The organism is Halalkalibaculum sp. DA384 (assembly GCF_043951955.1).
Taxonomy (GTDB): domain Bacteria; phylum Bacteroidota; class Rhodothermia; order Balneolales; family Balneolaceae; genus JAMQKA01.
In genome coordinates, this window is the sequence record NZ_JBINJE010000002.1 from 1 (window position 1) to 25256 (window position 25256).

19 protein-coding genes are annotated in these 25256 nt (G+C 50.9%); 15 read left to right on the plus strand and 4 right to left on the minus strand.

Features of this window, described 5'->3' with window-relative positions; all coding sequences use genetic code 11:
* The first annotated feature begins 257 nt into the window (after nt 1-257).
* The 6 genes from ACG2E4_RS01435 (at nt 258) to ACG2E4_RS01460 (ending at nt 9055) form a co-directional block, all read left to right on the plus strand.
* Nucleotides 258-1199, plus strand: coding sequence for an L-threonylcarbamoyladenylate synthase (locus ACG2E4_RS01435; RefSeq protein WP_395275511.1), 942 nt, complete (start codon nt 258-260; stop codon nt 1197-1199).
* Nucleotides 1200-1417: 218 nt separating this feature from the next.
* Nucleotides 1418-1993 carry an RNA polymerase sigma-70 factor gene (locus ACG2E4_RS01440; RefSeq protein WP_395275512.1) on the plus strand — a complete coding sequence of 192 codons (576 nt, stop codon included), beginning with the start codon at nt 1418-1420 and terminating at the stop codon, nt 1991-1993.
* Nucleotides 1983-2954 carry a FecR family protein gene (locus ACG2E4_RS01445; protein ID WP_395275513.1) on the plus strand — a complete coding sequence of 324 codons (972 nt, stop codon included), beginning with the start codon at nt 1983-1985 and terminating at the stop codon, nt 2952-2954. Before ACG2E4_RS01440 ends, ACG2E4_RS01445 begins: the two co-directional genes overlap by 11 nt.
* Before the next feature lie 10 nt (nt 2955-2964).
* The gene (locus ACG2E4_RS01450; protein WP_395275514.1) at nt 2965-5742 is read left to right on the plus strand and encodes a carboxypeptidase-like regulatory domain-containing protein; all 2778 of its coding nucleotides are present in this window, start codon (nt 2965-2967) and stop codon (nt 5740-5742) included.
* 120 nt (nt 5743-5862) lie between these two features.
* Nucleotides 5863-8010 (plus strand): fasciclin domain-containing protein, encoded by a 2148-nt coding sequence (locus tag ACG2E4_RS01455; RefSeq protein WP_395275515.1) that lies wholly within the window; start codon nt 5863-5865, stop codon nt 8008-8010.
* Nucleotides 8011-8581: 571 nt separating this feature from the next.
* Nucleotides 8582-9055, plus strand: a complete 474-nt coding sequence (locus ACG2E4_RS01460) for a hypothetical protein (RefSeq protein WP_395260435.1) — start codon at nt 8582-8584, stop codon at nt 9053-9055.
* A 190-nt stretch (nt 9056-9245) separates the two neighbouring features.
* Here the strand turns inward: ACG2E4_RS01460 and ACG2E4_RS01465 are convergent, their stop codons facing one another.
* Nucleotides 9246-10322 carry a M42 family metallopeptidase gene (locus tag ACG2E4_RS01465; protein ID WP_395260437.1) on the minus strand — a complete coding sequence of 359 codons (1077 nt, stop codon included), beginning with the start codon at nt 10320-10322 and terminating at the stop codon, nt 9246-9248.
* Between the two features lie 178 nt (nt 10323-10500).
* Here ACG2E4_RS01465 and ACG2E4_RS01470 point away from each other — a divergent pair, with 178 nt between their 5' ends.
* On the plus strand, nt 10501-10947 hold the full coding sequence (locus tag ACG2E4_RS01470; protein ID WP_395260440.1) for an acyl-CoA thioesterase: 447 nt from the start codon (nt 10501-10503) through the stop codon (nt 10945-10947).
* Nucleotides 10948-11295: 348 nt separating this feature from the next.
* Nucleotides 11296-12561 (plus strand): HD domain-containing protein, encoded by a 1266-nt coding sequence (locus tag ACG2E4_RS01475; RefSeq protein ID WP_395275516.1) that lies wholly within the window; start codon nt 11296-11298, stop codon nt 12559-12561.
* Between the two features lie 62 nt (nt 12562-12623).
* On the opposite strand, the gene nfi is transcribed toward ACG2E4_RS01475, so the two are convergent.
* Nucleotides 12624-13325, minus strand: a complete 702-nt coding sequence (gene nfi / locus ACG2E4_RS01480) for a deoxyribonuclease V (RefSeq protein ID WP_395260445.1) — start codon at nt 13323-13325, stop codon at nt 12624-12626.
* 64 nt (nt 13326-13389) lie between these two features.
* Here nfi and ACG2E4_RS01485 point away from each other — a divergent pair, with 64 nt between their 5' ends.
* The 5 genes from ACG2E4_RS01485 to ACG2E4_RS01505 all read left to right on the plus strand — a co-directional run bounded on the left by ACG2E4_RS01485 (nt 13390) and on the right by ACG2E4_RS01505 (nt 20895).
* Nucleotides 13390-14688: an NCS2 family permease gene (locus ACG2E4_RS01485; protein ID WP_395275602.1), complete on the plus strand. Its 1299-nt coding sequence runs from the start codon at nt 13390-13392 to the stop codon at nt 14686-14688.
* 10 nt (nt 14689-14698) lie between these two features.
* A complete protein-coding gene (locus ACG2E4_RS01490; RefSeq protein ID WP_395275517.1) occupies nt 14699-16120 on the plus strand; it encodes a pyridoxal phosphate-dependent decarboxylase family protein in 1422 nt (473 codons plus the stop codon).
* Nucleotides 16121-16380: 260 nt separating this feature from the next.
* The gene (gene moaA, locus ACG2E4_RS01495; RefSeq protein WP_395275518.1) at nt 16381-17388 is read left to right on the plus strand and encodes a GTP 3',8-cyclase MoaA; all 1008 of its coding nucleotides are present in this window, start codon (nt 16381-16383) and stop codon (nt 17386-17388) included.
* A gap of 241 nt (nt 17389-17629) precedes the next feature.
* Nucleotides 17630-18469 (plus strand): uroporphyrinogen-III synthase, encoded by an 840-nt coding sequence (locus ACG2E4_RS01500; protein WP_395275519.1) that lies wholly within the window; start codon nt 17630-17632, stop codon nt 18467-18469.
* An 89-nt stretch (nt 18470-18558) separates the two neighbouring features.
* A complete protein-coding gene (locus ACG2E4_RS01505; RefSeq protein WP_395275520.1) occupies nt 18559-20895 on the plus strand; it encodes a M20/M25/M40 family metallo-hydrolase in 2337 nt (778 codons plus the stop codon).
* Nucleotides 20896-20959: 64 nt separating this feature from the next.
* Here the strand turns inward: ACG2E4_RS01505 and ACG2E4_RS01510 are convergent, their stop codons facing one another.
* The gene (locus ACG2E4_RS01510; RefSeq protein WP_395260458.1) at nt 20960-21724 is read right to left on the minus strand and encodes a creatininase family protein; all 765 of its coding nucleotides are present in this window, start codon (nt 21722-21724) and stop codon (nt 20960-20962) included.
* Nucleotides 21725-22115: 391 nt separating this feature from the next.
* On the opposite strand from ACG2E4_RS01510, the gene ACG2E4_RS01515 reads away from it, so the two are divergent.
* Together ACG2E4_RS01515 and ACG2E4_RS01520 are read left to right on the plus strand one after the other, a co-directional pair.
* Nucleotides 22116-22583, plus strand: a complete 468-nt coding sequence (locus ACG2E4_RS01515; protein WP_395260460.1) for a TspO/MBR family protein — start codon at nt 22116-22118, stop codon at nt 22581-22583.
* 281 nt (nt 22584-22864) lie between these two features.
* Complete coding sequence (locus ACG2E4_RS01520) at nt 22865-24037, plus strand: lycopene cyclase family protein (protein WP_395275521.1); 1173 nt, start codon at nt 22865-22867, stop codon at nt 24035-24037.
* 120 nt (nt 24038-24157) lie between these two features.
* Here ACG2E4_RS01520 and ACG2E4_RS01525 read toward each other — a convergent pair whose 3' ends face one another.
* Nucleotides 24158-25240, minus strand: coding sequence for an AI-2E family transporter (locus tag ACG2E4_RS01525; RefSeq protein ID WP_395260466.1), 1083 nt, complete (start codon nt 25238-25240; stop codon nt 24158-24160).
* Nucleotides 25241-25256: the final 16 nt, after the last annotated feature.

Sequence of the window (25256 nt, forward strand, 5' to 3'; positions counted from 1 at the left end):
ATCATTACAGTCTGTAACAGGCTGCGAAATGGGCCTTTCAGCTGCGTTGAAGGACAAATCACCTGCTCAACGTACCAACGTACGTCTGCGCGGCCTTTTGCCCTTCGCCTTGCTGAAAAACAAATTTCTTGGTGAGAAATCCGGACTAGCCTCCGTCACTTTCCAATGAATAAAAACACCTGGAGTGATTTTGTGACAACTTCGACTCATGGCTATTTCACCGGCAGATCCATCACTTGTACCACGGTACGCATGACATGAACGTTTCAATTGAAAAAGCGATAGAAATCTTAACAGATGGTCACCCCGTGGCCTTTCCCACTGAAACGGTATATGGGCTAGGTGCAGACGCCTGGAATCCGGATGCGATCCGTCAGGTATTTGACCTGAAGGGCCGCCCCTCCGATAACCCGCTGATTGTCCATATTGCATCCCGCAACCTGGTAGACGACTTTGCGGCTGACATCCCGGATCACGCGACAAAGCTGATGAAGGCCTGTTGGCCGGGACCCCTGACGCTGATTTTCAAGAAAAAGCCGAATGTGTTGGATCTCATCACTGCCGCCCTGGACACCGTAGCGCTCCGTTGGCCGAGCCACGCGCTGGCCCAGGAGCTTATTTTTCGTGCCGGACCGCTGGTTGCGCCGAGCGCCAACAAGTCCGGCAGGCCCAGCCCCACCAAAGCCAGCCACGTAACCGAAGATTTTGGAGATGATCTCCCGGTCATCGACGGGGGAGCAACCCAGATCGGCCTGGAATCGACAGTACTCGATATATCTGAACTGCCTCTTCGCATCTACCGCCCCGGATACATCGACAAGAAAGATATTGAGCGTATAACCGGCCTGGACGTTATTTTAACCCAGGAAGCCGGTAAAGAGCAGGCGACGCGGAGTCCCGGGACCAAATACTCCCATTATGCACCGGAAGCCACTGTTCGCTGGCTCGAAGAGGGAGAGTCACCCGACAAAAAAAATGCGCTGTACCTCGTCCATTCTCTGCAGGCGGAGGAACAACCACATCTGCTTCACTACCATCAGGACTATAAAAAAATGGCGACGGAACTGTATGACCGGTTTCGGCAGGCCGACCACAATCGGCTGGAGGAAGTAGTTGTGGAGCCTTTTGATGCCCAAACCCGGGAACAACACCCGATTACTGAAGCCCTGGTGAACCGTATTTCCAAAGCGATCGGATGATTGGGGCGTTCCTGCCAGATACCTGCCCACGGCTTTTGCTTTCTTATTGCGACAGATTATCATCCCCCGGTAACACTTGCCGGTAGGGAGACTCCCACTTCAAAAAAAATTGAGCTTTCCAGCTGGTTGGCAAACGTTTTCCCGTTGAAAATGCTTCTTTAAGAAAAAAACTAGTCATGCCCTGATCTTCCCGTGTACTAAGGGCCAGGAAAGCAATCATGGATTCAGTATCTGATCAACAATTTTCGGATTGGGCCTCCCGGCTGCGCACGTCGGATGAGACCGCTCTGGATGAGCTATTTGATCAGACGTTTGAGATCTATGTCAGGTATGCGTGGCGGTTTACGAAAGACAAACCATCTGCTGTGGATATCGTGCAAAACAGCTTTATTAAGCTGTGGAACATCCGGGCTGACCTTGATCCTTCGCAATCGCTGAAAACCTATATTTACCGAATGGTCAAAAACAACGCCTTGAATTACCTGCGGGATCACCGGCAGTTCTCTCTTTCAATGGAAGATATTCAGCTGGCTGATCCCGATTCCGAAATTGACGTTCTTCCCGAAGAGTCGCCACTGGCCCGGCACCTGGAGCAGTGGATTGAAGCACTGCCCCGGCGACAGAAACAGGCGTTTGAGCTGAGCAGGTATGAAGGACTTACGCACGAAGAAATTGCAGAGGTTATGGACGTAGCCCCCAGGACGGTAAACAACCATATTGTGGCCGCCTTGAACACGTTGAAAGGCCAGTATGAGCAATTCAGGGAACAAAGAGAATCACGGTATGAACAATGACAACCACATATCAGAACTACTCAGCTACTGGCTGAAAAAACTGGATCCTGAAGATCGGGCTTCGGTTGAACAGCTCTGGAAAGAGGCGAAAAAAGCCGACAGTGCGGGAAACGTGTCAATCTCCCGGAAAGAGAAAGACGAAGCGCTGGCTCATATTAAAAAAGAACTAAACCTGGCAACAGAACAGGAGGACCGGGAACAAACCTCCTCCGCTTTTCTCTCCCCAACTTCCACCTCTTACCTGAGTTGGAGATGGGCGGCTGCGGCAGTCATCCTTGTCGCGGCGGGCATATCCTACCTGTTTCTGCCCGTCGAGGTGACGGCGCCGTACGGCAGTCAGCAAACCGTGCAACTGCCGGACGACACCCGCGTCAGGCTGAACAGCGGCAGTACGCTGAGCTACAACAGGCTGTACGGCATCACGCACCGCAATACACAACTGGAGGGAGAGGCCTATTTTAACGTACAAAAGGGCAGCCAGACCTTTACCGTGCAGACGTTCAACGCCTCGATAGCGGTACTCGGAACGGAATTCAACCTGCGATCCTGGCCGTCGGAGCCGAATCCGGAGACCAAGGTGGCGCTCGCAGAGGGAAAGCTCTCATTCCAGGCACTTGAAGATGCTGAAAACGCAATTGTTCTCAACCCGGGAGAACAGAGCACGCTGCGCAGGAACGAGCGCAAGCCCGCACGACCTGAAAAAGCTTCCCTTCAGCAGGTCATGGCCTGGACAGAACAGCGATTTATGTTCGAGGACCGCCCGCTTTACCAGATTATTCCCGAACTGGAACGGCGGTTTAATATTACCATTGAGGTAACTGCGCGTGATATTCTTACGGATTCACTCACGATCTACTACTCCAGCCAGGTAGATGCCGAACAGATCATCAGGGATATTTGCCTGAGCCAGGGAATTAGCTATCGTGCAATCAACAATGGTTTTGTGATCGAATATCGTTAAAAGAGTACCCATGACCCCCGGAAAAAGACTGACTTTCCTGCTGCTGTTCCTCGCTTTTGCAGCGACAAAAATAACCGCGCAGGATACCGGCCAGACCAAACGGCATACGATGATCTTTCGGGATGTCCCCATAGAACAGGCACTCAAGGAGCTGGTCGAGACCACCGGGATCGACCTCATTTACAACCCCGGTCTTCTCAACGATCAGCAAATTTTCAGTATCTCGAAAGACCAGCTGCCCGAAGATATTCTTTCTGATATTTTGCAGGAAACGAATCTCGATTACATCCTGCTCTCCTCAGGAACTTTTCTGCTCATCAAGTCGCCCAGCACCCCCTCCGAGTTCGGGAGCTTTGCAGGAGCCGTATATGACAAGTCGACCGGAGAACCTCTGGATGGGGCAAATATTTTACTGGCAGACGCTTCCACCGGCACCTCAACCAACCGGGCCGGACGCTTTACCATAGCTCCGCTGCTGACCGGTAAATACGAGGTCACGATCACCTATGTGGGATACAAGGCGGTCCGCGACACTATTTTAGTTCCCGCTCAAACCGACAGTCCCAGCCGCTTTTACCTGGAAGCCCGGCCTGTTTTTGTGGAACCCCTCATTGTCTCCAGTATTCAGCCCCGGCTGCCCTACTACAGTCCGGAAGGCGAAGAGGTGAATAATCTCACCGGCTGGGGATCATACTCGGGCAGTACCGACGCCATCCGGAGTATAAATGCTGTGATGGGGATTAATTTCAGTCTCTCGCTAGCCGACCTTCACCTGCAGGGGGGAGCGGCCGGCGATCACCAGGTGCTGCTGGACGGCGTTCCGGTTTACAATCCCGTAAGCCTGGGGCGCCTGACCGGGGCTTTTAGTCCCTATGCCCTCGAAAAAATTACTATTCACAAAGCAGGCTTCGGGGCCGAAGAGGGCAGCCAGCTATCCGGCATTATTGAGGTCAAGCAGGACCTGGCCGACCACACAGAAAATACAGTCACTCTCCAGGCCGATCCCCTGAATGCAAATGCCAGAGTTGACTTCGCTGCCGATCTTTCTGACGGAACTACGCTGAAGACCATGATCGCAGGTCGGGGTAACTTCTGGCGATGGTATCAAAAGCCGTCGCTCTCGGGTACGCTGGAACAGTGGGACAGGCTCGATCCGCTGCTCATTGAAACTCTGCTTGAAAACCGTTCGGTGGCCTCCAGTTTCAGGCCTCTTTTCCACGATTCTGATATCCGCTTTTACGATTTTCACATGCGGAATCAGCTGCAGTTTAACGCATTCCACACCTCCTCCCTGAGCTTGTACCAGGGAAAAAACTACCTGCAGACCCAGCTCCTGTCCCACAATGACAATACCGAATCGGACGTCCCAGACTTTATGTACACCCGCGACGGGTATCACTGGCTGAATACCATTGGGACGTTCCAGCACGACTGGCTTGCCAGTTCACGACTGAATGCCTCCTTCAGTGCCTCTGTCTCAAGCCACCGCTCTTCTCACCACTTTGCGATGGCCAACAGTGATCAACTGGTTGCCCCTTCAGGTGATATCAATCGGGTTAGAGAGCAGCTTGGCAATCTGGTGGACCGCCAGGGTCACAGCGGAGACCGAAACCGCTTAACCGAAACGACTTTTGAAGCCAACTTTGATTACAGTCTCCACACCGATCATTCGGTGGGATTCGGACTTGAATCCAAAATTGTCGACTACGCCTTCAGTCTCTCCGATCCGTTTTACCACCCCACATCCACGGGCAAGACGCAGCTTATTTTAAGCGGATTTATAGATGACGAGATGGCACTGAGCTACAATACCAACCTGGTAGCCGGTACTCGCTTCACTTATATCCCGGACCACCAGAAAATATTTGCCGAACCGCGGCTCTCCCTGCAGTACGACAAACCGGGGACACCGCTCGGGTATATTTCAGGAAACATATCCACCGGCATTTATCGCCAGTTTGTCAACCAGTTCGATGTAACCAGTGTGGGTCCCAGCGCCATTGTTCCCTCAAACCGGTTCTGGGTACCCGCCGACTATACCACGGATATACCGAAAGCGTACCACATGGGAGCGGAACTGCTTGTGGAGCCGACCGAACACCTTGCGCTACGCTGGGAAACATTCTACAAATGGCAGCCCAACATGCTGGCGCTCAACTATCATGCCCTGCTGAGCACTCCCGAATCCACGACTGATCATTTTGAGGATCAGATCAATTTCATTGTTTCAGGCAAAAGCTACACGTATGGTACAGGATTCAATATTTCACAATTTATCGAGTCCTGGAAAATGGAGGCGATGCTCTCGTACCAGTATACGCTGGCCAGGCGAAAGATTCCAAATCGGTTTGATGGTCGGTTTATGGAATCTCCGTGGAATAACCCGCACAAGCTTATGGGTTCAGTTAACTGGAATATTGCCGGTGGACTTACCACCACGCTCCGCTGGAAAAGTATCTGGGGGCGCTCATGGGCATTCAAGCGGGCTTATTACGATTACCTGACGATACATCAAAATCAAACCGGGTTCGGTTCCCACAGCGTAACCTCCCCTTCTGATGACATCCTGCCCCCCTACCATCAGCTGGATCTGTCGATCAGCTATGGACGCGGCCTGGGCGACCGCAGGATACGGGTGCGGGCAGATTTCATAAACCTGCTGGATCGCCACAATACGCTGGAAAAACAGATTGTACCGCAGCCAACAAGCGGCGGAACCGAATACAAAATCCGGGAACGAACGCTCCCGGGCCTGACCCCTTCCCTCAGTATTGAACTTTTCTTTTAGACATCTCCGGCAGGCTCCCAATCTTTTTTGGACTTTTTTTTAAAAAAACTAGTCATGCCTCCGGATCAACCGTGTATGTACGCTGTCAATTAACCCCAATAAAATCAACAAGGTACCTACATGAGTTTTCTAACAACATTATGGTCAAAAGTCGGAGCGTTTCCCCTGCTCCTGTCGGTTGCGCTCGTTTTTAGTCTCACTGCCTGTGGCAGTGACGATGACGACGATGGCAACGGCATGGGACCCGATACGGAAATGAACATCGTGGAACAAGCCGAGTCAAGTGACGACCTGAGCACACTCGTACAGGCAATTTCAGATGCCGGGCTGGCAGGCACGCTCGCATCGGACGGTCCGTTCACCGTGTTTGCTCCCACAAACGCCGCGTTTAATGCCCTCCCGGAAGGCACACTATCCAGCCTTTCTTCAGAACAGCTGGCGGACATCCTGACATTTCATGTCATTCCGGGAGAAATTATGTCTGGCGATCTGCAAGCCCGTCAGACGGTAGAAACCCTTCTGGGAGAAGAACTGCTCATTACTTCTGAGGGCGGCATGGTTACCATAAACGGTAATGCCGTCGTTTCTTCTGCCGATCTGCAGGCCTCCAACGGGGTTATCCATGTGGTGGATGGCGTTCTGTTGCCCAAAGCGTTTCGTGAGCCCAACATTGTGGACACGGCCGAAGATCTGGGCAATTTTACCACGCTCCTGGGTGCCCTCGATCAAACCGACCTGAAGACGACCATTCAGTATGAGGGTCCGTTTACGGTATTTGCCCCGACCGATGACGCGTTTTCAAACCTGCCGGATGGACTGCTGGCCAGCCTCTCGGATGAGGATCTTGCTGAAATTTTGCAATATCACGTGGTTGGCAGCGAAGTTATGTCCGGTGATCTTGCCCCGCAGCAAGCGGTCGCTTCTCTGACCGGTGAAGAACTGTTCATAACCGCTAACGGGGAGGTCAATGTTAACGGAACGTCCACTGTTGCCACCGCAGATGTAGAGGCCAGCAACGGGGTGATCCACGCAGTTGACCAGGTGCTGCTGCCTGATCGCTTCCAGAACATTGTAGAAAACGCCACAAAACGCTACGAGCTCTCAACGCTTGTACAGGCCGTGGTGGATGCGGAACTGGCTGCCACCCTTTCAGATTCTGAATCTGAATTTACCGTCTTTGCCCCGAGCAATGCCGCTTTTGAGGGAGTCGACCTTTCCGGCTTGTCCATGCAAGAACTCGCTGACATCCTGACTTTCCACGTTATTGAAGGCTCAGTCCTCTCCGGGGATCTGGAATCGAGTCAAACAGTTCAAACGGTCCAGGGTGAGGAACTGCTCATAACTGCTGAAGAAGGTTCGGTCACCATCAACGGAAGTGCTGCTGTGACTACAGCCGATATTGAAGGCACAAATGGCGTGATCCATATTATTGACGGGGTATTGCTGCCCTCCGACTACCGCGAACCGAATATTGTGGACCAGGCTGAAAATGCAGGCAGCTTTAGCACACTGGTGGATGCCCTGGATCAAACGGGATTGAAAGCCACCTTGCAGTACCAGGGACCATTTACCGTCTTTGCTCCCACGGATGATGCCTTTGCAAACCTGCCGGATGGACTGCTGGCCAGCCTTTCCGAGGAGCAGCTAACAGAGATCCTGCAATATCACGTCGTGTCCGCAGATATTATGTCTGGTGACCTGGATACCCAGCAAGCCGTGGCCACTTTGACCGGTGAAGATATCTTTGTCACTGCAAATGGCGAAGTAAATGTAAATGCAACAGCCTCGGTAGTAAATGCTGATATAGAGGCTGCAAACGGGGTCATTCATGCCATTAACCAGGTGCTGCTGCCCAATAAATTCATATCAGTCGCCGGCATCGTTGGCAAGCGATATGATCTGAGTACGCTTGCGGGCGCTGTAGCCGATGCAGACCTGGTTTCCGTGCTGTCAGATACCGAGTCGGAATTTACCGTCTTCGCCCCTACCAATGAGGCGTTTGAAGGAGTGGACCTATCCGGCCTGAGCCAGCAGGAGCTCGCCGATATTCTCACTTACCACGTACTCGGCTCCGCGGTACTGTCCGGTGACTTGAGTGACGGGCAAACCGCTACCACTGTCAACGGTGCAGATATAACGATTTCCATCGACAACGACGGAACCGTAAGTATAAATGGCGATGCTGCCATTGTTCAAACCGTCGACCTGGAAGGAACCAACGGTGTTGTACATATCATCGATGGAGTTCTATCCCCTCCATCGGAGTAGGTGCAATATGATGACATCCTACAAGAGGCCTTCCCGTGAAAAGGAAGGCCTTTTATTTTTGCCTCCCTAATTATCGTGAGTTCTAACTTCCAGCTTTAACATTGTTTGCTGATTTCTCGGGGCAGGCCTTTAATATCCCCTCCAGGGGCGCGCCGCCGAAGGCGGGTGGGGTGTTCTTCTCTATCTCAGACCTGCACCTCCCGACCTAATCGCAAAACTACGCGATTGGTACATCCTTTCAAGGAGGGACTGTTTTCTTGCCGTCTCAAGACAAACAGGCATTCTGGTTACGATCATTATACAGAACTCAGGTTAATTAATAACATCCTGCGCCAGGGTTGATCATGTTTGCGTGTTGCAGGATCCGGCTGAAAATACTAGTTTTGTGCCCGGCAATAGGCATTGACAACACGAGTATTTTTAAAGGATGGATGACTCTGGATTCAGGCATCTCTCCCGGGCAGGTCGTTCCACTGACTGTTTAGAACGGCAGTGCTGTACCTGTGATATGATGTTCCTGCCCGATTCAAAACACTAATGCAACAAGAAACAAAAGAAGTACACAGCACCTATGAAAAACATTCTAAAGCTCGACAATAAAGATTTCCGCGGCTATTGGGTCCGTATTCAACGAGATCACCGCCGGTTCAGCAAGCGCTTTAGAAGAAGAGATTATGACAGCTGGGAGGAGGCCCGGCAGGCCGCTATTGAATACCGGGATGAATGGCTGAGGGAATGGAATGAAATTGCGCGAAATCCAGACCAAAAAATCCAGTATCAAAACAGTGTTACCGGCGAAATCGGCATCCACAAGACCACCAAGCGGGGAGTCGTATATCTTGGCATTAGCTACATCAATGAGGAAGGGGAACAGAAGATAAAGAGCTTCCGTGCCGGTATTCCTGATGAAGACAATTACGAAGAAAACTATGAAAAGGCGATGGAGAAGGCGAAAGAATTTCGCGACAAGGTAAACATGAAACGATTTGGTGTACGCTGGGTAAACTACAAGCGAAGAAAACAAAAAATGAAGGAAAACTCCTGACCCCTTTTTATTCTCGCCGAGTTCACGCGCATCGCCAGGCTTCACTTTTACCGCCAGGCTCCCAGGTTTAAGGAATGAGCGCTTTGCAATATCCTCAATTCCTCGTTCTGGGGGGAGTTGTACTCCCGCTTGACACCCAGTAGTACAACAACCTCCCAACAACATAGAAGGTCCTGCAAAGGTCCCAGGATCAAAATGTTGTAAAGGTCTGGTCCGGCTCCAGGCCGATGATGCTCTCCACCATCAGGTCGACAAGGGCATCCACATCACTCATCGAAGTCGTCTCCACGGGAGAATGCATATAGCGCAGCGGGAGCGATACCAGGGCACTGGGTATCCCCGTTTTTTGATAAAAAATACTGTCGGTGTCGGTGCCGGTACGCACGCTGTTGGCCTCGTGCTGCACTTCGAAATCCAGCTCTTCAGCCACCTGTTCAAGGAATTCCACCACTTTGGGATGGTTGGCCCCGCCATGCTGCAGGACGGGACCTTTACCCAGCTTGATCAATCCATGCTCTTTGTTGTTTATACCGGGAGAATCGGTGGCGTGGGTTACGTCGGTCACCAGGGCCATGTCGGGATGGTGGCGAAAACTCATCATGCGGGCCCCGTAGCCTCCGACCTCTTCCTGGACCGAGTTGAGGGCCAGCACGTTCACCCTGAGTTCATCTCGCCGCTCGTTCAGCTTTTTAACCGCCTGGGCAATCATATATCCGCCGATACGATTGTCGAGTGCGCGCCCGGTCAGTATCTGGTCCGATAGAAATTCAAAATCATCAGCATACGTTACCGGGTCACCGACCTGCACCATCTTGAGCGCTTCCTCTTTGCTGGAGGCCCCGATATCTACATAAATATCTTTCCACGCCGGCTGGTCACCCCCGCCGTTTTTCTTGTCCTGCAGGTGGATTGCGGTATTACCGACAACCCCGGCAACAATCCCATCTTTTGTGTGGATGAACACCCGTTTGGCACGGGCGATGGTAGAATCACTGCCTCCCAGCTTATTCAGATAAATAAAGCCGTCATCGGTGATATACTGCACTATCATGCCGATCTCGTCGCAGTGTGCCTCCAGCATTACCGTAATGACATCGAAACTGGTATTCAGCCTGGCGACGGCCGACCCGTAGGCATCTGTTTCCACCTCATCGGCATATGTCTCCACATAGTCGATCCAAACTTTTTGCCCGGCCGACTCAAACCCGGTGGGACTTGGGGTGACCAGCAATTCTTCCAAAAAATCATATTCAGGACTGTCGTACATAAAACTGAACTTGCGTTAATATTCTTGCGTGTGGGATATCGTCTAAAACCACTTCCATAAACCATGAATATAATAATTCAACACAGACTGGCTAAATTAGTTTTGGCCGATTCCAGTTTTGATTTCAGATTGCAAGATCGCATTTTCAAAGTCTCCATTTGAGTATAATTCAAACGACATGATACGACCCGAACACCACCCGGCCCTCTTTCCTCACTGGATCACAATACCCGTCAGGTTTAGAGACCTTGACCCGTTAAATCACGTTAACAATGCCATTTTCAGCACCTATTACGAGGAGGCGCGTATCCACTTTATCCGCCAGGTACCGGTCCTTTCCAAAAAAATAGAATCCGGGTACAGCTTTGTGCTGGCCAGCCTCCATATTGATTTTATTAAACCGGCCGAGTACCCGGGCGATCTGCTGATCGGTTCAGGCATCAAAAGTATCGGCAACACCAGCATTACCAGCTTCCAGGCCATTTATGATGCAGAAAACCACGCGCTGCTTTCCGTGGCTGAGGCCTCGGGTGTTTGGTTTAACCTGGAGACAAAACGCCCGACCCGCATTCCCGACATTGGAGACAGCGATAAATTTGTGCTTAACGAGACGCTGTTTGAGTGATTTTTTTGCACCATCCTGATACCCGTTTTCTCCTCTCTCTTCTTTTTTCCAGAGAAGCCGGGCGGAGAGCTGGAAAAAATGGAACGCCCAAACATATTTTTTACCATTTCCCTGTAGGTCATACAAAACTGTTATTCCCAGAGGCCTTTGTAAAACCTTCTGTTTTGTTGGGATTCACAGAGCATCAAATAATCTTTAAAGCTCTGTCTATTACGGGAAAACTTTAGGGAGAAACAACTATGTACTATATTCCAAGCTTCTGCAAACGAGGCAGAGGTCCCCGACAGACGAGAGGGATCGGGCCCCTTGGCGCACGTAATTGCAATATTTTCAAAACAGCTGTACATAATGGACAAGAGCACCCAGTATAAAATATTCAACGACCCGATCCACGGCTTTATCTCCATTCCAAAAGGTACCATCCTGAGGCTGATTGACCATCCCTGGGTGCAGCGGCTGCGACGCATCAAGCAGATGGGACTCGGGTATCTCGTGTTCCCCGCCGCCGAACACTCACGTTTCTCTCATGCCATCGGGGCGATGGAGCTGGCCCAGCGCATCCTCAATAACCTGCGGGAAAAAGATACCACGATAAGTCCCGCCGAATATGAGGGCACCCTGATTGCAGTACTGCTGCACGATGTGGGGCACGGCCCCCTCTCCCACACGCTGGAACACAACCTGATCAGGGAAGACTTTCACCATGAAATGATGACCCTGGCGATCATGAGAGAGCTCAACAAGCAGCTGGAGGGGACGCTGGACACGGCCATTAAAATATTTACCGATCAATACCCCAAAAAACCGTTTTTAAACCAGCTTATTTCATCTCAGCTGGATATTGACCGGCTCGACTACCTGAAGCGGGACAGCTTTTTTACCGGGGTTTACGAGGGATCGGTGGGGATAGAGCGGATTCTAAAAACCATGCGGGTCCACAAGGGCAACATCGTAATTGAGAAGAAGGGAATTTATGCCATTGAAAACTACATCCTGGCCCGGCGGTTGATGTACATGCAGGTGTACCTGCACAAAACAGTGCTGGCCGCCGACAAGCTGCTGCGAAATATCTTTACCCGTGTTCACCACCTCATCGACCGTGACCACGAGCTTTACTACCCCTCTCCTGCTCTAAAATTTTTCCTGGAGCAACAGCCGAGCGCACACAAGGGAATCTCAAAAACGATGATCGAGCACTTCATCGATCTGGATGACAACGATGTCTTTATGAGTATCAAATACTGGCAAAAATCTGATGATCCGATCCTGGCCGATCTGTGCAGGCGGTTCCAGGCACGCACCCTGTTCAGAACCACCTTCCTGAAAAAAAATAAAAGTAAAAAGCTGCACCACCAGGTACGGGCCAAAACAAGGGATTACCTTAAGTCAAAGGGGTTGCCGCACGATGAACACGCCGCATCCTACTACTACTCATTTGATGAGAGCTACAGCGAGGCATACCGCTACGAAAGCGAAGGAATATGGATTCTGGAAGAGAAAGACAAGGCAGTGGAATTCTCCAAGGCCGCTGACACCAAAAATATTATCGCCCTTACCCAGCCCGTCGTAAAACCCTATGTCGTACACCTGAAAGCATTCGATGTGGAACAATAATCCCATCCCGGCCACAACTCACAACCCAGGACCCACGACTCACGACCAAAGAACACATCCCGTTAAAACTCGGCATACCCGGGTTCAAGCTCTCCCCTCCGCAACTCATTTACGAGCCGGTGGGCCGCACGCGTAGTTTCCGGCAGCTTGTATTTGGTGAGCGCTTTTCCCACGATGCGGAGAGTATCCTCAAAATCGACCTTGTGTCCCGGAGAGATAAAAATCGGGTTCACATCGGTCCGGCTGCGCAGCACCATCCCGATCTTTTCTTCTCCCTCCGTCAGATACGAATAGCTTCCTTTTTGAGTCGCTGGTTCGTCGTAGGTGCCGGTTAACACATTTTTCGCACATCCTATCGCGGGGTGATCGGTTAGTATCCCGAAGTGCGTGGCAATGCCCATCCTCCTCGGATGAGCGATGCCGTGACCATCCATGATCAGCACCTCCGGCTTGACCCGACACTGTTTCCATGCCTCCAACAAGGCTGGCAGCTCACGGAAAGCCAGCAGACCCGGGATATAGGGAAAGCTTATGTTGGTCGTAATGAGTGACCGGGCCCGTATATTAAGATCCGGTATCGACAATACCACAATTCCGGCGTGAACCGTATCCGATCCCCGGTTAAAGGAGATATCGGCCCCACCCACCGTACGAACTTCCCCTTTGTGGGGACTCAACTCAATTCGATCGCCAAGCTGATGCTGAATTTGGATCGCCTCACTGGGTGTGATATTTTCGTAATCGGTTGTTCCGGGTGAAACCATGTTGTATCGGTCAAAAAATTTGCTTAACTGATGATATCGGGGCGGCCTCCAACTTGAATTGTTTATAATCATGCTCAATAATTTTTTCAAGCTGAGTCAACATAATACCACGATTCGCCGGGAGATCGTAGCCGGGTTTACGACCTTCCTGACGATGGCCTACATCATTGCCGTGAATCCGAATATACTGGCGGAGGCGGGAATGGACAAAGGAGCCCTTATTACCGTAACTGCTCTGACGGCCTGTGTCGGTACGCTGCTGATGGGCCTGTGGATCAACGTACCGCTGGCGATGGCCCCGGGCATGGGCCTCAACGCTTTTTTTGCCTACACGCTGGTATTGGGAGAAGGACTCAGCTGGCAGACCGCGCTGGGGGTTGTATTTATCTCCGGCATCGCCTTCCTGGTGCTTGCCGCTTTCGGCTTCCGTGAAAAAATTGTCAATTCCATTCCCCGCTCACTCAGGCTGGCGATTCCAGGCGGAATCGGGCTTTTTATCACATTTATCGGCCTGCAGAACATGGGACTGGTCGTACAGAGTGATTCCACCCTCGTCACCCTCGGAACCTTCGGTCCCCCGGTGCTGCTGGGACTAACCGGCCTGCTAGTCACCCTGATCCTGGAAGCGCGCAAGTGGCGCGGCTCTATCCTGACCGGCATTGTCGTTACCACGGGGCTGGGAATCCTGGTACAGGAAATAGAGATGCCCGCGGCCATCATTTCCATGCCTCCATCGATAGCTCCCACCGCCTTTGAACTCGATATTGCCGGGGCTCTCCGATGGGGACTATTTGGTGCCATCTTCTCCTTTATGTTTGTAGATCTGTTCGACTCGGTCGGCACTATCGTTGCCTGCTCCTACGAGGCAGACCTCGTGGAAGAAGACGGCAGCATCAAGAACATCAGCAAAATGCTTGGGGCCGATGCCATCGCTACCTCGATTGGCGCCCTGCTGGGCACCAGCACTACGACCACCTATGTGGAATCGGCCTCCGGCATTGAAGAAGGGGGACGCACGGGACTTACGGCGGTCACCGTCGCCCTGCTTTTCCTGGCCGCCCTTTTCTTCGCTCCGGTTATAGCCGTAATACCGGGTTATGCCACTGCTCCCGCGTTGATCATCGTGGGATTGTTTATGTTCAGGAACCTGCGGGAGATCCAGTTTGAGAACCTGGAAGACCTCGTTCCCGCTTTCATGACCATCAGCCTGATGCCGCTGACCTACAGCATCAGCATGGGACTTACCTTCGGCTTTATTTCATTCATCCTGATTAAGCTCGTCACCGGCCGTGCAAAAGAGATCGCCCCGGTGATGTGGATCATCGGGATCTTTTCAGTTCTGAATATCTTTCTCACCATGTAACATTTTTGATATGGATTCAACCCAATTTCGCAAGGAAGCACACAAGCTGGCAGACTGGATGGCCGACTATTTTGAGCAGGTCGAAGACTACCCCGTAAAACCGGAGGTCCAGCCCGGTGACATTATACAACAGCTGCCCGAATCTCCTCCCGACAGCGGCGAATCTTTCGATAAAATCTTTAAAGACTTTCAACAGGTCATCATGCCGGGAATGACACACTGGGAGAGTCCCAGCTTCATGGGATACTTCCCCGCCAATAAAAGCTACCCGTCCGTGCTGGCGGAGATGCTGACCGCAACGCTCGGTGCCCAGTGCATGAGCTGGGTGACCTCCCCCGCCGCCACGGAACTGGAGGAGCGCGTAATGGAATGGCTGCGTGACATGATCGGGTTGCCTGCCCATTTTTCCGGGGTTATCCAGGATACCGCTTCCACCTCTACCCTGGCCGCACTTTTGATGGCCCGCGAACAGGCCACTGATTTTGAAGTTAATAAGGCGGGATTTTCCTCCCGCCGCCCCCTGGCCGTGTACTGCTCTTCCGAGACACATTCCTCCATAGAAAAGGATGTAAAAATCACCGGTTTCGGGCGCAAGTATTTACGGAAGATTCCGGTCAACAGCGATTTTTCGATAAATATCCAAGCCCTGGAAAAAAAGATCCAGGCTGACCTGAAGCAGGGCATTGAACCTACATGCGTGGTAGCAACATTGGGCACCACCGGATCCACGGCTGTCGATTCGCTCCCGGAGATTGCCGACATTTGCAGGCGGTACCACATCTTTCTCCATGTAGATGCCGCCTATGCCGGAACTGCCCTGCTGCTACCCGAGCACCGGACCATGATTGAGGGGATAGAGCAGGTAAATTCATTTGTCTTTAATCCCCACAAATGGATGTTTACCAATTTCGACTGCTCTGCGTTCTTTGTACGAGACCAGTCCCTGCTGGTGCGAACATTTGAAATCATGCCGGAATACCTGAAAACGGCGGAGGATAAGCGGGTCAGGAATTATCGCGACTGGGGCATTCAGCTTGGCCGTCGGTTTCGAGCGCTCAAACTCTGGTTTGTCATCCGCGATTTCGGGGTAAAGGGACTGCAGGAAAAAATTCGTTTGCATATCAAGCTGGCGCAGGATCTGGAACAGGCCATCCGGCAGGCGCCCAATTTTGAACTGCTGGCCCCGGTGCCGTTTAACCTCCTCTGTTTCCGCTACCATCCGGCCCATCTTTCCGATGAAAAAAAATTAAACCGACTAAACAAAACACTCCTGGAACAAATAAATAAGACCGGAGAGCTCTTTATCACCCATACAAAACTCAGCGGGCGATATACCCTCCGCATGGTGATCGGAAATACTCACGTGGAACAGCGACATGTGGAACAGGCCTGGAATGTAATATCTGAACAGGCGGCAAAACTTCGTGAATAGCCCGCACATCCGCTCATTTTTTCTTACATATACCGGATATTGTCAAGAGGATTTTACACAAGTATTTTTAATTGTCAACCCTGTTTTTTTTGCACGAATTTAAAATGTGTATTCACAGGGCATCAGCTCTTTTTCGAATTCGCTCTTGCCAGGTCTGCGGAAAAATCCCCGGCTTTTAAAATGGCTCTTGGAATTCGCCAGTATTGCTTATCTTTATAGAGCTCATTTCGATCAATGTATTTATAAAGTGATGCCAGAATATGGATAATGAAGCTCCCATTTACGACAACCACGGCCGGCCCATCACCTACCTGCGCCTCTCTGTGACCGACCGGTGCAACCTGCGGTGCAAATACTGCATGCCGGCTGCAGGCATCAATTTTCTGCCGAGAGAGGAGATCCTTAGTTATGAGGAGCTGGAACGCATTGTCAGGATCCTTGTCGATTTGGGCATATCGAAAGTGCGTATCACGGGGGGCGAGCCTTTTGTCCGAAATGATCTGATCGACTTCCTGGAGCAGATCAGCCGGCTGGAGGGACTCGAAAAGATTGCACTGACCACCAACGGAACGCTGCTGGCGCCCCACATCCCAACACTGGAGGAGCTTGGTATCAGCTCCATCAACCTCAGCCTGGACAGCCTGGACCGGAAACGGTTTGAAGAGATTACGCGACGCGACCAGTTTAAGAAGGTGATGGAAACGTTTCACCTGCTGACCGAAAGCTCGATCCCGTTCAAGATCAACGCCGTGGTGATGGAGAATCAGAACACCGAAGATATCATCCCCCTGGCCGAGTTGACACGCGACTACGCGGTATCTGTTCGCTTTATCGAGGAGATGCCGTTCAACGGGGAAGGCGGAAATGACTCAGTGTTAACCTGGACACATGATAAAATTCTTGACCACCTAAAAGATTATTACCCCGATCTGGAGCAGATACAAGCCGGTCCCCATTCCACTTCCACCAATTACAAGGTACCGGGTTACCGGGGGAAGCTGGGTATCATCGCCGCCTTTAGCCGCACGTTCTGCGGCACCTGCAACCGAATAAGAATTGATGCCCAGGGAACGCTGAAAACCTGTTTGTATGACAGCGGCGTGCTCAATATCAAAAAATTTATCCGTGACGGGGCCACTGATGCGGAAATCATCAAGCTCTTCCGGCATACTTTTGCAAACCGGGCGAAGGATGGTTTTGAGGCGGAGCAACGCAGGAAAGAAAATCATAATCCCATCCGTGAATCGATGTCGCTAATCGGTGGATAGAAGGATGAAAACGGCTGCCAACAACTTTCTGCCTGGGTACATCTCGCATATTTTCAACAAGGTGCTGAAAACCTGGATATTGCGCCCGTGGGTGCTCCCGATTCCAACGAACTCAACAATATAGATCGATCTGTGGAGTATATCCGGGAAAAGTCCCCCTTCCGCACATTTGTAGTCGTTGCCTGAAATAAGTTACTTTTCGTTTCATCGAATTTTAATCCAAAAATAAAAGGGGCTCGCTATGACTTCATCTGAACCACTCACCAATTTCACAGCCCTGGCATTTGAAAGCCGCCGGGCCGACACCACGGCAAAATTACTGCAGCGCCAGGGCGCCCACCCTATTTCAGCGCCCTCCATGCAAGAGGTCCCACTGGAAAATCATACCGCTGTTTTTACCTTTGCAGAACAGTTATTTGCGGGTGAAGTCGACATCCTGCTCTGCATGACGGGGGTAGGAACGGACATGCTTGTCAAGACCATGAAAACCAAATACGACTGGGAAAAAATCCACGAGGCCCTTTCCGGTATTATCGTGCTTTCCCGGGGACCCAAGCCGGCAAAAGTTCTTAGAAAACTCAAGATCCCGATTGATATAAAGGTACCGGAACCCAACACCTGGAAAGAGCTCCTGGAAGCGCTCGACAGTAATGAACAAACAGCTAATCTGGGCGGGAAAACGGTTGCCATCCAGGAGTATGGGGAGCCCAACGAAGAGCTGAATGAGGAGCTGAAAAAGCGTGGAGCCAAGCTGCTGCAGACCTCAATCTACCGCTGGGCGCTGCCCGACGACCTGGAGCCGCTGAAAGAGGGAATTCGCGCCATACTCGACGGGAAAGCAGATGTCGTTCTGTTTACCAGCAAGACCCAGGTGACCCATGCCATGAAAGTGGCGGATATGGTGGCTACCAAAGAGAAACTGCGTGAGGCCCTGGAACATGTCTTCGTCGCCTCTATCGGACCGGTATGCTCCGGGGGATTGAGATCGCACGGCATTGAGCCCGACTTTGAGCCTTCTCGCCCCAAGCTGGCTATCTTTATCAATGAGATCGCCGAGGAGCTGCCCAAAAGGATGAACTGATCGGCTACGCTATCAGCATTTCGTGAGATCTTTCAGGGTATAGCAGCCCTGCCTTTAATCGCTAAATCCGAAATGACAAAAACAATACAATGGGGGAGAAAAAAAGGATCAACTTCTCACTCCAACGGGTGGTAATCGTCTTGTTTATTATCGGATCGGTCTGGTGGGGACTCTATTTGATCTCCCCTCCCACCCCAAAGCCCGCCGATGCCCCCGAAACTGTTTTTTCGGCAGAACGAGCTTTCAGCCACGTCGAATCGATCGCCCAAAAGTCCCATGTGCCGGGCGCCCCCGAGCACGATACCGTCCGGCGGTATATCTTGGAAGAGCTCGACATCCTGGGATTAAATCCGCGGGTTCACAAGAGGCTCGCCAGCTCCCAATTGCGGGGTACCCGGGTTGCGGAAATCCACAACATCACGGCCCGTCTCAAAGGCACGAACCCGGAACAAACCATCATGCTGATGGCACACTACGATTCCGCCCCCTATACCCCTGGTGCGGCCGATGACGCCTCCGGGGTGGCCGCCATCCTTGAAGCGATGCGGGCCCTCAAAGCCGGTCCCCCTCTGAAAAATGACGTGCTGATTTTGCTGACCGATGGCGAAGAGCTTGGCTTGCTGGGCGCCCGGCAGTTTGCCCGTTCCAATCCCCTGCTCAAAGAAATCGATCTTATTCTCAATTTTGAAGCGCGGGGCAGCAGCGGGCCTGCCGTCATGTTTGAAACCAACACCGGGAATGCTAATCTTATTCCCCTGTTTGCCGATTTCAGCCCTCACCCGGTGGGTAATTCACTTACATATAACATCTATAAAATCCTGCCGAACGACACCGACTTTTCGGTCTTTAAACCGCATGGCGTGCAGGGACTAAACTTCGCTTTTATCCAGGACTTCCTGAATTATCACACCATGCAGGATCATCCGGATAACCTGTCGGCCGCAACCCTCCAGCACCAGGGCGAAAACCTGCTTGGCAATATTCGGGGATTTGGTTCTCAACATTTCGACCTGGCCTCTTCTTCTGACCTGGTTTATTTCAATCACCCGCTGGGAGGACTGGTCTATTACCCGGAAAACTGGTCCTTTTTTTTGACCGGAATTACGGTGCTTCTCTTGTTATTCGGAATCATCAGGGGATACCAGAGAGGATGGATTTCAGCAACGAGAGTCCTTTACGGCCTCATTGGCTATCTGGTCATCCTCCTCAGTTCCGGATTGATCACCTGGCTGGCCTGGGAACTTATACGGCAATATATCTTTCCCCAATATCAATGGCTACAGCATGGAGAAACATACGCTCACAGCTGGTATCTATGGTTTTTTATTTCGCTGAGTCTCCTCATCGTTCTCTATCCCTGCAGGTGGATTAAACATAAGATAAACATATATAACCTTTTGTCATCCATATACTTAACCCTAATTACCTTATTAATTGCATTAACTGTTTTGCTCCCAGCGGCCAGCTACCTTCTGCTCTGGCCGATCCTGTTCGGGCTGACGGGATCTGTAATCGTCGCACGCGACTTAAAGCGAACGGAGATACGCTGGGGATTTGCTGCAATTTTATTGGCCAGCCAATTTATGACCCTGTTTCTGCTCCCATTCTATGTCAAATTCATACAGGCGGCCTTGACGACCCGGTTCCTGTGGATCAGTATCCTGCTGACAGGTCTTATGACAGGTCTGCTGTTCCCTCTGCTCAACCATCTTATTGACACAGCCCCGCGCCTCTTTTTTACTGCTTTTGCATCAGTCGCTCTCATCTGCTTTACAGGAGCTGCTCTAAATTCCGATTACTCAAAGTTCCAAAAAAAGCAGAACAGCCTCATCCATGCCAGTAATCTTGATACCGGGAACAGCTACTGGCTCTCAGCCGACCACACCGTGGATGGATGGACTTCAGAGTTTCTGGGTGTCCATCCTGAAGATTCCTTATTCACTTCCTTCGGTCTCGTCAGTGCCAGTCGTGTGCTGTATGCTCCAGCTCCTCCCCTGGCTATCGATGCTCCCAACATAAAACGCCTTGAGTCCCGGGCAAATGACTCCACCCACTCAACAATTCTACAGGTCACCCATACACATCCGGCTACCGCAACCTCATTCACCTTTTTGGGAACGCCCTCAGATTACACTGTCACGCTGGAGAAAGGCGCTCCGGCAGATGGATCTGTATCCAGCTACACCCAGACGATTAGCTCCAATGAGTTTACCTACTATGGGGATCTGCCGCCGTCTGATCCCCTCTACATTATTTTACCCGACAAAACCAACGAGCTGGAAATAAGAATCAGCTCCTATCATCTGCAATTGCCAGAAGTGCTCATGCAACACTACCGGCCCCGCGCACCACACATGATGCCCAAACCGGTGGGATTTTCCAACGGTACCGCGTGGACAAAAACAGTTCATCTCCAGGAGTTGTAGCTGAGCGTACCCGAAAGAGAACCGATTCTCCGCGGCCTCCACTCCTCCCAAAAACAGGGATCAGCTACTCGTAAAGATCATCAATATCGGCAGCGGCCAGGTCAATAAAAAGCCGGCTCACCTTTTGGGTTACCGCTTTAAAATATTTTTCTCCTTTCCCGGCAGTAGCTGCCCGGGGATTGCCCACACCCGTATCTTCGGTGACTTCAGACCACCGGCGCTCGGCCCAGGCCCAGTTCTCATTCAGGGCGTTTATTTTGTATTTTTTCGCATTTCCGGTCCCGGCCTCCTCCAGCGGGCGGACCAGTTCTGGTGTGAAATAGATCATCAGGCTGGTCTCCATCTCATCGGCATGATCACCATCGGGGCGGGTAAAATACTTCGATTTGTCGAGTGACTGAAACCAGTTGCAAAACGTCAGAAACATTCCCGGGAACTGCACCCCGAGTTCGCGCAGCAGCGGCTTGAAATTATTGCCGCCGTGGCTGTTCAGCACCAGCAGCTTTCGGATCCCCTGGCGATCCAACACTTCAATCACATCATGCAGCACAGCCGCCTGTGTGCTGGGGTGTAAATTGATATCCAGCTTGATATCGGTCTGCCCGGTATTCACGCCAAAGGGAATGGTGGGCAAAACCATGATTTTTGCCCCCTCTTCCCATGCAAGGCGGGCCGACTCAGCCGCAATCCGGTCGGCTTCTATGATATCCGTGGCATACGGCAGATGATAGTTATGTGCCTCTGTAGCTCCCCACGGCAACACCGCAAGCTCTACCGGCTGATCCTTTATCGTTTTCCAGTTACTTTCACCCAAAATATACGGACGCATAATCCTCCCGATTTTAATTCTTTTTTCTGTCCCCCCGATCTTACATGATCTTCCCGACAAATGAAAGTACCCCGGACAAACAGCAGACTGATAAAAACATGTGCTCACCTTTTCCAAAGGTATTAAAAACTGATCGATGGAAATGTTCGAAAGGAGTTCCTCAACAGTGGTTTAAAAATCTTGGCAGTACCTCCGGTGGCAGAGATATTCTTTCATGCCTCGCCGAAAAATTAGCATCCCGTTTCAACTGCATCCAAATTTGAGCTGCAGATAATTTTTATATATCAAATAATATCAAAGGCTTAACATCTTATTTTTACTATTTTGTGAATAATCCGGGTTAAATCTTTCATAAGGAATGTTTTTAACTGTTATGATGTAATTTCATCTTATGAGACGATCAAAAAAATATATCGGTCTTGCAATATGGCTGCTGCTTTGTTTCGGTGCGGGAGCAATTGGCGCCCTTTTTGAACCGGGCGTGTGGTACGAAAACCTGGCAAAGCCGGATTGGACCCCTCCCAACTGGATTTTCCCCGTCGTGTGGCCCATATTATACTTTTTGATGGGCCTATCTGCCTGGCTGGTTTGGGAAAAGTCGGGTTTTTCAGAAGCCAGAGACGCCCTTACGCTCTTTCTCATACAGCTGGCCCTAAACGGGGCCTGGTCATGGTTGTTTTTCGGTCTTCATCAGACAGGAACCGCCCTGGCTGAAATCATCCTTCTCTGGATTATCATCTTGTTTACGCTCCTGGCCTTCCAGGTTCATGACCGGCTCGCCGCATGGCTGCTGACTCCATATCTTCTCTGGGTCGGATTTGCGACCGCGCTTAATTTTTCAATCTGGAGTTTGAATTGATGTTTGAATAAGAATAAAACCCGACTCCTGCGATCACGCGCCGGCCGCCTGTAGCTGGTTCATCGGGGACCGCAGAAGCAATGACGCTGCGGTCAAGCTCGTCATATCCTGCAGCAATTATGAAAAACCGGAATCCTGTTCAGGATCTCCTGCCATTCCAATTTCTCAAGATAGCACTGGTATTTCTGATCACCATTTCTGTTCTTGATTAATAATGGATCTCCTGTGGTTCAGCAGCCAGTCCGCGCAATGGAGCTTTCTGTGGAATCAAACAAGGCACTATGTTGACACAAGCATCTAATACATACGACTACATTATCGCGGGAGCGGGATCTTCGGGCCTCAGCCTGGCCTGGCATATGGTCCGGGAGGGACTGGATGGAAAAAAGCTGTTGGTAGTCGATCAAAACCTGACACCCGAAAATGACAAAACATGGTGCTTCTGGGAAAAGAATCGGCCACAGTTTGCCCATCTCATCCACAGAAAATGGCTCCAGTCAGATATCTTTGTTAATGGCGACCACTATCATCAACAGCTTCGGCAATATCCTTACTACTCCATTCGCAGTGGACATTACCGGAAATCCATTCTGGATGAACTGCAAAAGGACCCCCGCGTAACTCTAATGGAGTCCCCGATCCGTAAATTGTCCGGTACGGAAACCGGGGCCGGACTAACCTGCGACAAGGGGCATTTTCAAGCTGATTTTATTTTTCAAAGTTGCTTTAAACCATCCCTGAAGCGAAAACCGCGCTATCCCCTTGTTCAACATTTTTTGGGATGGGAAGTAACCGTGAATACGGAGATATTTGACGCAGATTCCTTTGTTTTAATGGATTTTGACGAGACCTACCGGCAGGGACTTGCATTTATGTACGTCCTCCCGTGGAGTTCAACTTCTGCACTGCTGGAGTATACAATATTTTCAAAAGAAGCGGAGGAGCTCCCGCTGTACGAAAAAAAACTGGAGCTCTACCTCCACAACCGGTATGGATTGAAACGTCTTAATTATAATATTGATCGGGTTGAATATGGCAATATCCCAATGAACGATGCCATTCACGACCCGTGGTTTGCGCCCCGGGTTCTGAACGTCGGGGCCAATGCCGGATTAACCAAGCCCAGCACGGGCTATGCCTTCCGGCGTATCCAGCAGCATTCCCGTGCCATCGTGGACCGTTTGGTGACACATGGCAAACCCGCTCCTGCTCCCCGTTCAGCACGCCGATACCGTAATTATGACCTGTGGCTGCTACAAATTCTGCACGACCATCCACGGGAAGCGCAGGATGTTTTTCAGCAACTGTTTAAAAACAATACGCTTGATGAACTTTTCTGCTTTTTGGGTGAAGAATCAAACTTGAGGGAAGATTTCAAGATTATGAAGAGTGTTCCCTGGTGGCCTTTTCTCCGCGCAATCTGGAAAACCAGGCGTTCTCTTTTCTCATTTTAAACTTGTAAAGGAGTAGAGTAACCACGGGTTTTCAACAGCCGCTGCCAACACCAACGAGGAGCTGCTGTGTTATTATCTCCAGGCTTCCAGTCCCGGCAGCGGTAGTTCCTGCAGGAAAATTTACGTTTCTTTCTGCGGTTTTTCCTTGTCCCGGTAGTCAATCTGATTTCCCAACAGGTAACCGACGGGACGCAGGGCCGGGATCTCTTCAAAGACAACGCGCAGTATGCCTACCAGTGGAACAAATAAGATCATTCCCGATATTCCCCAGAGCTGCCCTCCGATAATGAGCGCAATCATGGCAATAAATGGATTTATGCTGACCCGCGAGCCGATTATTTTGGGCGTAATGAAATTTCCTTCCAGGAATTGAACCATTACAAACACAAGAATGACCCCCAACGGATACAGCAGGGAATTGGTCAGGAAAATCGCATACAGAAGCGGAGGGAGACTGCCAATAATAATACCGATATATGGAATAATAGCCAGAAAGGCAGCAAAAACACCAAAAAAGATAGCGTGATCGATTCCAACGATCAACAACCCGATTGTATTCAATACAGCCAGAATCAGGATCACGGTTATCAGTCCCACCAGGTAGTTCTGGGTAACCTCCTGAACCTTGTTTACGACAGACTCTACCTGGGAAGAGCTGCGGCGCTCAATTATTTTATTTAAAAAGGTTTCGTACATCTCTTTGTAGTACAACATGAAAAAGATAAAGATCGGCATCAGTCCCAGCGTAGTAAACAGGTTGGTGGTGGTGTTTACCAGTCCGGTTACATACTGCCCGCTCTGTTCAATCAGCTTGTCGAGCGCCTGCTGCAGGTAATCGGTCTGTTGAGCGGGGGCAATGCCGAGTTGCCGGTCTAAAAACGCGAGTACATCGGCATTGATCTGTCTCAGCCGCTCTGTAACCCGGGGCAGCTCCTCAGCAAACTGCACAAACTGCCAGCTAAAAAGAGAGAGCAACCCGAAAATCATAATAACCACCAATATCATGGCTACAACGATGGATCCGGCCCGCCCGAGTTTCCACCGTTCCAGGTAGCCCACCACCGGTACCAACAGCATGGACAACAGTGCGGAAAAGGCAAGCGGCATCAATATGAATTTGCCGTTTGACAGGATCAGAAACAACAGTGTGAGTCCTACCAGTATGGTCGTACTTTTAAACCAAAAAGGGTATTCTTTCTTCATGTGAACTAAACGATCT